Raw genomic sequence first — 7,922 nt, forward strand, 5'->3', positions numbered from 1 at the left:
AGCGGAGTTTCGCCATGCACGATAAACTGATCATTTTCGACACGACCTTGCGCGACGGGGAACAGAGCCCCGGTGCGTCCATGACCCGCGATGAGAAGGTGCGCATCGCCCGGGCGCTGGAGCGCCTGAAGGTCGATGTCATCGAGGCGGGCTTTCCCGCCGCCAGTCCCGGCGATTTCGAAGCCGTCCAGGCTGTCGCCCGAACGATCAAGGAAAGCCGCATATGCGGCCTGGCGCGCGCCCTCGACCGCGATATCGACCGTGCCGGCGAAGCCCTGAAGGATGCCCAGCGCGCCCGTATCCATACCTTCATCGCCACCTCGCCCATCCACATGCGGCACAAACTGCAGATGTCGCCGGACCAGGTAGTGGAATATGCGGTCAAGGCCGTCAGGCGTGCCCGCCAGTATACCGACGATGTGGAATTCTCGCCCGAGGATGCCGGTCGCTCCGAGGAGGATTTCCTCTGCCGCATCCTGGAAGCCGTAATCGATGCCGGCGCGACTACCCTCAACATTCCCGACACCGTTGGCTACGCCTTCCCCGAGCAGTTCGGGCGCATGATCGGCCGACTGATCGAGCGAATTCCGAACTCCGACAAGGCTGTGTTCTCGGTCCACTGCCACAACGACCTCGGGCTCGCAGTCGCCAATTCGCTGGCCGCCGTGCTGCACGGCGCGCGCCAGGTGGAATGCACCATCAACGGCCTGGGCGAGCGGGCCGGCAACGCCGCACTGGAAGAAGTCGTCATGGCGGTGCGCACCCGCAAAGACATCTTCCCGTGCCATACCGACATAGAGACACGGGAAATCGTGGCCTGCTCCAAACTGGTCTCCAGCATCACCGGTTTCCCGATTCAGCCCAATAAGGCCATCGTCGGCGCCAACGCCTTCGCCCATGAGTCCGGCATCCACCAGGACGGGGTGCTCAAAAGCCGGGAAACCTATGAAATCATGAGCGCTGAGGACGTGGGCTGGAGCACGAATCGCATGGTGCTGGGCAAACATTCCGGCCGCAACGCGTTCCGCACCCGGATGCAGGAACTCGGCATCGAGTTCGCCTCGGAAGATGAACTGAACTCGGTATTCCAGCGCTTCAAGGTGCTGGCCGACAAGAAGCATGAGATCTTCGACGAGGACCTCCAGGCACTCATCACCGAAGCCGGTACCGAAGCCGAGGACGAAAGGGTCAAGCTGGTCGCGCTTAAAGTCTGCTCGGAAACCGGCGAGACTCCCCACGCCCAGGTCACCCTCAAGGTCGACAACGAGGAACGCACCGGCGCATCGAGCGGCGGCGGCGCCGTGGATGCCAGTCTCAAGGCCATCGAATCGCTGCTGCACACCGGTACCGCCCTGACACTGTATTCGGTCAACAACATCACCAGCGGGACCGACGCCCAGGGCGAGGTCACCGTGCGCCTGGAAAAAGGCGGACGCATCGTCAATGGCCAAGGTGCCGATACCGACATTGTAATCGCCTCGGCCAAGGCCTACGTCAACGCCGTGAACAAACTCCTTGCGCCCATCCAGCGCACCCACCCTCAAGTCGGGGATGTGTGACGATACGGACCTGAAAGAGCGGCTGCGCCTCCAGTACCTGGACGCCATGGGCATCCCGGTCTGGAAGCTGCGGAGTCGGCCGGCCGCCTTGAGTGCGGATCCGCCCCCCCTGTTGGCGGCGACCGAATGCGAACCGGAAAGGCCGGCTCAGGAATCACCCCTTTCCGAAACGCCGGCGGCGGACGCCTGGGATGAACTCGCGGCGGAAGTCTCCGTCTGCACCCGCTGCGAGCTGCATTGCACCCGTACCCAGACCGTCTTCGGCGTCGGCAACCGCCGCGCCACCTGGATGGTGATCGGCGAAGCCCCCGGCGAACAGGAAGACTTACAGGGTGAGCCCTTCGTCGGCCGCGCCGGCCAACTGCTCAACGAGATGCTGCGGGCCATCGGCTTGAAGCGCGAAGAGGTCTACATCGCCAACATCCTCAAATGCCGCCCACCGCGCAACCGCGACCCCAAGCCAGAAGAAGCCGCCGCCTGCGAAAGTTATCTCAAGCGCCAAATCGCACTGATCAGACCGCGCATCATTCTTGCCGCAGGCCGCATCGCCGCGCAGAATCTGCTCAAAACCAACGAAGCCATCAGCAAGCTGCGAGGAAAGGTACACCAGTACGAAGGCATCCCGCTGGTCATCACCTATCACCCCGCTTACCTGCTGCGCGCCCCCCTGGATAAGCGCAAAGCCTGGCATGACCTGCTGCTGGCCGTCGAGACCCTGAACAAGTGATCAGTTCCATTATCGAGCTAGACCATGGCCAGCCTGTTCGACCAGATCAAGAAGTGGATGAGCTACGACGCCGAAACCGAGTTCTACTACAAACACAACCCCAGCCTGGCAGAACAGGCCGAGTACCTGCTGCGACCGATGAGGAAGACCGACCTCCGGGCCGTCATCGGCATCGAAAAGAGCGCCTACGAGTTTCCCTGGGAACCGCCGACTTTCCGCGACTGCCTTAACGTGAACTACGGCTGCTTCGTCGGCGAAAAGGCCGGGCGAATTGTCAGCTATGGCATCGTCTCGGCCGGCGCCGGTGAATCGCACATCCTCAATCTGTGCGTCGCCCCGCATACTCAGGGCAAAGGCTATGGCCGCATCATGCTCGAACACCTCATCGATGAGGCCAGGAGGCGCGCCGCCGAGGTCGTTTTCCTGGAAGTGCGCCCGTCCAACCACAACGCCATCAAGCTCTACCGCAGCCTCGACTTCAACGAAGTCGGCACCCGCAAAGGATATTACCCGGCGCGCAACGGCCGCGAAGACGCCCTGGTCATGGCGCGAATGCTTTAGCGGACGAAGGCAGCTCCACGACGACCCGCAGGACTGGAGCCGCATTCTCCGCCCGGACCCGCCGCACATCTCGACTGCCCGATTGGCGATGGCTAGCCCGCTTCCGCCCTGCGCCCGTCCCGATTCCACTGCTTCCGGAATCCGGAAGAACGGCTCGAAGATCGATGCCAGTTGCTCTTCGGGGACACCGGGCCCGCAGTCTCGCACTTCCACCTCGCCAGCTTCCGGTGCATGGCGTATGCCGTTATGGATGATGTTTTCCAGCGCACTGGCCAGCAGCGGCTCTGCGGCATCGAGCCAGCACATTTCCTGTGTGTAAGATGCACCCGCTTGCCGGCGGAACGTGCCTCGAAGTCCGCATCGTCCACCAACTGTTCGAGTAGCACGACAATTCCAACGGGCCGCCGATGCCTCTCCCGGTGCGCCATCCTCTGGCGCGACCAACGGAGAATCTGGCCGATCAGCCCGTCGAGTCGCGAGATTTCCTGTTCGATGCGCTCATGTTCGCCCTCCACACTCCCGCCCCCCTTCCGGCGCGCCAGCCCGAGAGCAATGGACATCCGCGTCAAAGGCGAACGCAACTCGTGGGTGACGTCGCACAGCAGCTGAACCGCCCCGGCTTCTGTGGAGGCTCCAACTCTTGCGAAGATGGAGCCATGAAGAAGTCAGTAAAGTTCTCCCCCGAGGTTCGTGAGCGTGCCGTACGCTGGGTATTTGAATGCCGCAGCGAACACCCCTCCCAATGGGCGGCCATTGAGTCTGTCGCCGCGAAGATCGGCTGTTCCTCGCAAACCTTACAGTGCTTGGATACGCCGGCATGAGACGGACACCGGGCAGCGCGATGGCGTGACCACCGCTGAACGACAGCGCATCAAGGCGCTGGAACGCGAAGTGAAGGCACTGCGCAAGGCCAACGAGATTCTGCGACTGGCCAGCGCGTTTTTTGCCCAGGCGGAGCTCGACCGCCGATTCAAGTCATGAGGACATTCATCGACGAACACCGGGATGCTTTCGGGGTCGAGCCGATCTGCAAAGTTCTGCGGATCGCCCCGTCCGGGTATCGACGGTACGCGGCCCAGCAGCGCCATCCGGCGCTGCGCTGTGCCCGTGCCCAGCGTGATGACCGCCTGATCCCGCAGATTGAACGGGTTTGGGTGACCAACCTGCAGGTCTATGGCGCCGACAAAGTCTGGAAGCAGTTGAACCGCGAAGGCATCGGGGTGGCCCGCTGCACCGTCGAGCGCCTCAGGAAGCGGCAGGGCCTGCGCGGCGTCATCCGGGGCAAGGTGGTCCGCACGACTGTCGCGGATACGACTGCGCCTTGCCCGCTGGATCGCGTCAACCGGCAATTCACGGCTTCTCGCCCGAATCAGCTCGGGGTCGCCGATTTCACCTACGTCTCGACCTGGCAAGGCTGGCTGTACGTGGCTTTTGTCATCGACGTCTTTGCCCGGCGCATCGTCGGCTGGAAGGTGAGTCGTTCCATGCACACCGACTTCGTGCTCGACGCCTTGCAACAAGCCCGGTACGCCCGTCGGCCTGAGCGCGAGGAGGCCCTGATCCATCCCAGTGACAGAGGCTCCCAGTACGTCTCGATCCGCTACAGCGAGCCTCCGACCGAAGCCGGCCTGGAACCTTCCGTGGGCAGCAAGGGCGACAGCTATGACAACGCGTTGGCCGAGACCATCAACAGGCTGTACAAAGCCGAATTGATTCACCGGCGGGCGCCCTGGAAAACCGGGGAAGCCGTGGAACTGGCCACCCTGGAATGGGTGGCCTGGTTTAACCACTCCAGGCTACTTGAACCCATTGGCTATATTCCTCCGGCTGAAGCGGAGGCAAACTACTACCGGCAAATCACCAATCAGGCCACCACTCCGGCCTGACTTAAACCAAACACCCTCCACCAAACCCGGGGCGGTTCCGCCTGATTCAGGCTGGTCATACGCCACATTTGACTATTGCTCGGTTTCTGGGCGGAGCCGGCGTATACGTTTCGAAGCCCAGATCGCTGCTGCCGGCTTGGCGGAGACCCTGAAGGCTTTGCATGCGGATTTTCGAGGGAGCGGCGTCCATTACTGGGTGCTGCCGGTGCAGGCGGTGGGCGGTTTATGAGGTGGCTGGCCCCGGGGCGCGCAAAAAACCCCGTCCCTCCGGGGGGAGGAGGGACGGGGTTGGGGTGTCGCATTGGAAATAAGAGCCTGGCAGTTCCCTACTTTCGCACAGGTGTTCTGCACTATCATCGGCGCTAAGCGGTTTCACTTCCGAGGTCGGGATGGGATCGGGTGGTTCCCGCTCGCTCTGGCCGCCAGGCAAAACTGGTCTTGGCACTGGAGCCCTAAGGAATTTGGTCAACGTACACGGTGTTCGCGGTCTTGTCGCACGATCCACACCCGCCAAACGTCTTGGGTGTTATATGGTCAAGCCTCACGGGCCATTAGTATCGGTTAGCTTCACCCATTACTGAGCTTCCACACCCGACCTATCAACCTGGTGGTCTTCCAGGGCCCTTCAGGGGACTCACGGTCCCAGGGAGATCTCATCTTGGGAGGGGCTTCCCGCTTAGATGCTTTCAGCGGTTATCCTGTCCGAACATAGCTACCCGGCAATGCCATTGGCATGACAACCGGAACACCAGCGGTTCGTTCACTCCGGTCCTCTCGTACTAGGAGCAACTTCCCTCAAATCTCCAACGCCCACGGCAGATAGGGACCGAACTGTCTCACGACGTTCTAAACCCAGCTCGCGTACCACTTTAAATGGCGAACAGCCATACCCTTGGGACCGACTACAGCCCCAGGATGTGATGAGCCGACATCGAGGTGCCAAACACCGCCGTCGATATGAACTCTTGGGCGGTATCAGCCTGTTATCCCCGGAGTACCTTTTATCCGTTGAGCGATGGCCCTTCCATACAGAACCACCGGATCACTAGGACCTACTTTCGTACCTGCTCGACTTGTTCGTCTCGCAGTCAAGCGCGCTTTTGCCCTTACACTCTCTGCGTGATTTCCGACCACGCTGAGCGCACCTTCGTGCTCCTCCGTTACGCTTTGGGAGGAGACCGCCCCAGTCAAACTACCCACCATGCACGGTCCCCGATCCGGATCACGGACCTGGGTTAGAACTCCAAATTCACCAGGGTGGTATTTCAAGGTCGGCTCCACCCGAACTGGCGTCCGAGCTTCTCAGCCTCCCACCTATCCTACACAAGTCAATTCAAAGTCCAGTGCAAAGCTATAGTAAAGGTTCACGGGGTCTTTCCGTCTAGCCGCGGGTACACTGCATCTTCACAGCAAGTTCAATTTCACTGAGTCCCGGGTGGAGACAGTGTGGCCATCGTTACGCCATTCGTGCAGGTCGGAACTTACCCGACAAGGAATTTCGCTACCTTAGGACCGTTATAGTTACGGCCGCCGTTTACCGGGGCTTCGATCAAGAGCTTCGCTTGCGCTGACCCCATCAATTAACCTTCCGGCACCGGGCAGGCGTCACACCCTATACGTCGACTTTCGTCTTTGCAGAGTGCTGTGTTTTTAATAAACAGTCGCAGCCACCGTTTCACTGCAACCCCCTTCGGCTCCATGGGCAAGCCACTTCACCTACCAGGGGCGTACCTTCTCCCGAAGTTACGGTACCATTTTGCCTAGTTCCTTCACCCGAGTTCTCTCAAGCGCCTGAGAATTTTCATCCTGCCCACCTGTGTCGGTTTTGGTACGGCCGCTTGCAACCTGAAGCTTAGAGGTTTTTCTTGGAAGCCTGGCATCAATCACTTCGGCTGAAGTCGCCTTCAGCACCGTCATCACGCCTCGGCATTGACCCTCCGGATTTGCCTAAAGAGTCTGCCTACACGCTTAAACCGGGACGTCCAACACCCGGCTGACCTAGCCTTCTCCGTCACCCCATCGCAGTTGCAACCGGTACCGGAATATTAACCGGTTTTCCATCGACTACGCCTTTCGGCCTCGCCTTAGGTGCCGACTAACCCTGCGCCGATTAGCGTTGCGCAGGAAACCTTGGGCTTTCGGCGAACGGGTTTTTCACCCGTTTTGTCGTTACTTATGTCAGCATTCGCACTTCCGATACCTCCAGCCAACTTCTCAGTTGACCTTCACAGGCCTACGGAACGCTCCTCTACCACTCACCTCAAAGGTGAATCCGCAGCTTCGGTACATCGCTTAGCCCCGTTGAATCTTCCGCGCAGGCCGACTCGACCAGTGAGCTATTACGCTTTCTTTAAAGGATGGCTGCTTCTAAGCCAACCTCCTGGCTGTCTGGGCCTTCCCACATCGTTTTCCACTGAGCGATGATTTGGGGACCTTAGCTGGCGGTCTGGGCTCTTTCCCTTTTCACGACGGACCTTATCACCCGCCGTGTGTCTCCCGTGATTGCACTTCCCGGTATTCGGAGTTTGCATCGGTTTGGTAAATCTAGACGACCCCCTAGCCGAAACAGTGCTCTACCCCCGAGAGTGAGACACGAGGCGCTACCTAAATAGCTTTCGAGGAGAACCAGCTATCTCCGAGCTTGTTTAGCCTTTCACTCCTATCCACAGCTCATCCGAATCTTTTTCAACAGATCCCGGTTCGGCCCTCCAGTCAGTTTTACCTGACCTTCAGCCTGGCCATGGATAGCTCGCCCGGTTTCGGGTCTATTCCCAGCGACTCATGCGCCCTATTCAGACTCGCTTTCGCTACGCCTCCCCTATTCGGTTAAGCTTGCCACTGAGAATAACTCGCTGACCCATTATACAAAAGGTACGCAGTCACCCCTTGCGGGGCTCCCACTGCTTGTACGCATACGGTTTCAGGTTCTATTTCACTCCGCTCACCGCGGTTCTTTTCGCCTTTCCCTCACGGTACTGGTTCACTATCGGTCGGTAAGGAGTATTTAGCCTTGGAGGATGGTCCCCCCATGTTCAGACAAGGTTTCACGTGCCTCGCCCTACTCGTCTTCACACCAGCGTTCCTTTCGTATACGGGACTATCACCCTCTATGGTGCGACTTTCCAGTCGCTTCTACTAAAAACATCGATGCTTAAGGGCTGCTCCCCGTTCGCTCGCCACTACTAAGGG

General features: G+C 59.8%; 3 protein-coding genes, 2 rRNA genes, 3 pseudogenes and 1 other annotated feature (1 of these 9 cut by a window edge). Of the genes and pseudogenes, 4 read left to right on the forward strand and 4 right to left on the reverse strand.

Annotated elements, in window-relative coordinates; genetic code table 11:
- Positions 1-14 precede the first annotated feature (14 nt).
- Genes N4J17_RS01375 through rimI form a run of 3 tightly spaced genes read left to right on the forward strand, consistent with a single transcriptional unit; the run spans position 15 to position 2,847 of the window.
- Positions 15-1,559 (forward strand): 2-isopropylmalate synthase, encoded by a 1,545-nt coding sequence (locus tag N4J17_RS01375; RefSeq protein WP_198323733.1) that lies wholly within the window; start codon positions 15-17, stop codon positions 1,557-1,559.
- The gene (locus tag N4J17_RS01380) at positions 1,552-2,286 is read left to right on the forward strand and encodes a uracil-DNA glycosylase (protein ID WP_198323734.1); all 735 of its coding nucleotides are present in this window, start codon (positions 1,552-1,554) and stop codon (positions 2,284-2,286) included. The genes N4J17_RS01375 and N4J17_RS01380 overlap by 8 nt, the downstream gene beginning before the upstream one ends.
- A gap of 24 nt (positions 2,287-2,310) precedes the next feature.
- Complete coding sequence (gene rimI, locus N4J17_RS01385) at positions 2,311-2,847, forward strand: ribosomal protein S18-alanine N-acetyltransferase (protein ID WP_198323735.1); 537 nt, start codon at positions 2,311-2,313, stop codon at positions 2,845-2,847.
- 114 nt (positions 2,848-2,961) lie between these two features.
- Here rimI and N4J17_RS01390 read toward each other — a convergent pair.
- Both N4J17_RS01390 and N4J17_RS01395 read right to left on the reverse strand, forming a co-directional pair.
- Positions 2,962-3,153 (reverse strand): annotated as a pseudogene (locus tag N4J17_RS01390) (ATP-binding protein); the annotation flags it as partial.
- A 185-nt stretch (positions 3,154-3,338) separates the two neighbouring features.
- Positions 3,339-3,407, reverse strand: a pseudogene (locus N4J17_RS01395) (hypothetical protein); the annotation flags it as partial.
- Positions 3,408-3,503: 96 nt separating this feature from the next.
- Between N4J17_RS01395 and N4J17_RS01400 the strand changes: the two are divergent.
- Positions 3,504-4,733: pseudogene (locus tag N4J17_RS01400) on the forward strand (IS3 family transposase).
- Positions 3,783-3,899, forward strand: a sequence feature (AL1L pseudoknot). Its footprint overlaps the pseudogene before it by 117 nt.
- A 313-nt stretch (positions 4,734-5,046) precedes the next feature.
- On the opposite strand, the gene rrf reads toward N4J17_RS01400, so the two are convergent.
- Together rrf and N4J17_RS01410 are read right to left on the reverse strand one after the other, a co-directional pair.
- Positions 5,047-5,160: ribosomal RNA gene (gene rrf, locus N4J17_RS01405) — 5S ribosomal RNA — on the reverse strand.
- 103 nt (positions 5,161-5,263) lie between these two features.
- Positions 5,264-7,922: ribosomal RNA gene (locus N4J17_RS01410) — 23S ribosomal RNA — on the reverse strand; it runs 235 nt beyond the window's last position.

It is taken from the genome of Methylococcus capsulatus (assembly GCF_036864975.1).
Taxonomy (GTDB): Bacteria; Pseudomonadota; Gammaproteobacteria; order Methylococcales; family Methylococcaceae; genus Methylococcus.

Coding starts and splice junctions, on each gene's coding strand:
- rimI (WP_198323735.1), top strand. CDS start 2,311: ATGGCCAGCCTGTTCGACCAGATCAAGAAGTGGATGAGCTACGACGCC.
- N4J17_RS01380 (WP_198323734.1), top strand. CDS start 1,552: ATGTGTGACGATACGGACCTGAAAGAGCGGCTGCGCCTCCAGTACCTG.
- N4J17_RS01375 (WP_198323733.1), top strand. CDS start 15: ATGCACGATAAACTGATCATTTTCGACACGACCTTGCGCGACGGGGAA.